The organism is Microcystis sp. M53598_WE2, assembly GCF_030067735.1.
GTDB classification, from domain to species: domain Bacteria; phylum Cyanobacteriota; class Cyanobacteriia; order Cyanobacteriales; family Microcystaceae; genus Microcystis; species Microcystis aeruginosa.
Genome location: NZ_JASJFE010000445.1, coordinates 1 through 2,081, shown reverse-complemented (window position 1 = coordinate 2,081; position 2,081 = coordinate 1). Strand labels below are relative to the sequence as shown.

2 protein-coding genes are annotated in these 2,081 nt (G+C 40.7%); one reads left to right on the top strand and one right to left on the bottom strand.

Translation table 11 applies throughout. The annotated features are described in order from the left end of the window. A partial coding sequence (locus PX636_RS09365; protein WP_288116880.1) for a tetratricopeptide repeat protein occupies positions 1-1,468 on the top strand: 1,468 nt, incomplete at its 5' end. 272 nt (positions 1,469-1,740) lie between these two features. On the opposite strand, the gene PX636_RS09360 is transcribed toward PX636_RS09365, so the two are convergent. Then, positions 1,741-2,081, bottom strand: a 341-nt coding sequence (locus tag PX636_RS09360) for a tetratricopeptide repeat protein (protein WP_288116877.1), incomplete at its 5' end; no start/stop codon positions are given.

The window sequence follows — 2,081 nt, the reverse complement described above, 5'->3', positions numbered from 1 at the left end:
TAGCAGTTATCAAAACCGTGCCAGAGTACAAATTGAAATGGCTGACGAGGAAGTCGAATTAGCCAATTTATCTTCTAATTCCCCCCAAGGATATCAAACAGCGATCGAGTATTACAATGGAGCAATCAAAGATCTAGCACTTGTCATTCGTATTAATCCCAACTACGATAAAATTCCCCATTCTAGAGCATTTCTTAAACGGGGTTATGCTCACCTAAGACTCAACAATAATCAAGGGGCAATTCAAGATTATAACCAAGCAATTTATCTGCAACCCCAAGACGCAAAAGCCTATGTATATCGTGGGTTAATGCGAGCCAATAAATATCAAGAATACGCAGGAGCTTTAGAGGATTTTACTGCGGCAGTGGCACGAAATCGTCATGATGCAGCCGCTAACTATCATCGGGGGTTAGTGCTGTATAAATTGGGGCGTTATCAGGAGGCAGTAGATAATTATAATATTGCCTTAGCCCAAGATGATGGGATTAATACACCTAGTTTTACTTCTCGATCTGTCTGTAGCGAAAATATCCGAGAATCTGCCGACAGAAATTATTTTTATAACTCCAGAGAAACCGATTTTCGTCCTAATTATAATGTCTCTTGTCATGCTCAAGCCCGGGGAGATGCTTATTTTGCTCTGAAAAATTTTGCCGCGGCCGAAAGAGATTATACTACTTATATAGTTGCCCATCCTAACGATCCAGAAGGGTATCATAAACGGGCCAATGCGCGTTTTGAAAAAGGGGATAAACAGGGAGCGATCGAGGATTATAATGTATTCCTACAAAAAGTCCGTGATGCGAGAATTTTCTATAGTCGTGGTAATAGTAGCGCTGACGTGGGAGATGACCAAGGAGCGATTACAGATTACCTGCAATCTTTGAGCATTAATCCTATCGATGTGACAGCGTATAGTAATCGGGGAAATGCACGCACTGATACCGCTACTATTCCCGATAATGTACAAGTAACACCGAGAATATCGGAGAATCCGATCGCCTATAATAATCGTGGTATTATTCGACGACAAACTGGGGACAAGGAGGGTGCTTTAGAGGATTTAGATAAGGCAGTTAGCTTGAATTCCAATAATCCTATTGCCTATAATAACCGGGGAGTTATTCGCTTTGATTTGGGAAATAATACCGGTGCTTTGGAGGATTTAAATATGGCTATTTCTCTCCAGTCTAACTATGCTGAAGCTTACTATAATCGAGGTTTAGTTAAGGAAAAAATGGGCGATAAGAAGGCAGCGATCGCTGATTATCAATTAGCAATTACTTATCAGCCAAATTATGGCGAAGCTTATTATAATTTGGCGCTTGCCACCTACGATGATAAAAATCCTAGTAGTCGAGTAGCGAGCCTTAACTATTTGCAAAAAGCCGCTAATGCTTTGATAAAAACTGGTAATTTAGAACTTTATGAACGCGCGGTAGAATGGATGTTAAAAATGCAGTAATTTCTCGAAAAAATAAGCTCATTTTTGACAAAGACTTCAAGACTTGGCTATTTCAAGCCTTCAAAGAGCGGGGGAGTCTCTTATTGCCGATCAATTAGCCGCTAATCATCATACAAGGTTGGGTTGACGTAAGGAAACCCAACTATAGACCCAAGGCAACCCAACAAAAAGATTCAGACGGATTTAGGTGTTGGGTGTTGGGTTTCGCTTTCCCTGAGAATTTAGAGGTTTTCTTTAACATATTTATTCGCTCAACCCAACCTAAGAAACTACTACAGTTGCGAGAACAGTTTTCGAGCATCGGCGATGATTTTATCACCCCAGAGATTTTTTTGCAGGGTTTCAACCTTGGCAAATTCAGGGTCGATTTTAAGCGCACTTTTAGCAAGTTTGATCGCTTTCTCCGTATTGCCTTGACGGTAGAGAGTAACAGCGAGAGCCAGTTGATTTTCGGCAGATTGGGGGTTAATTTCAAGACTTTTTTGAAATTGGCTACTGGCCAAATTTAGATCGCCTTGTTCGTAATAAATTAAGCCAATATTGGTAATCGCAATCAGATCTTTTTCGTCCAGTTCGAGAACTTTTTGATAGTCTTGGAGAGCTTCGGGATAGC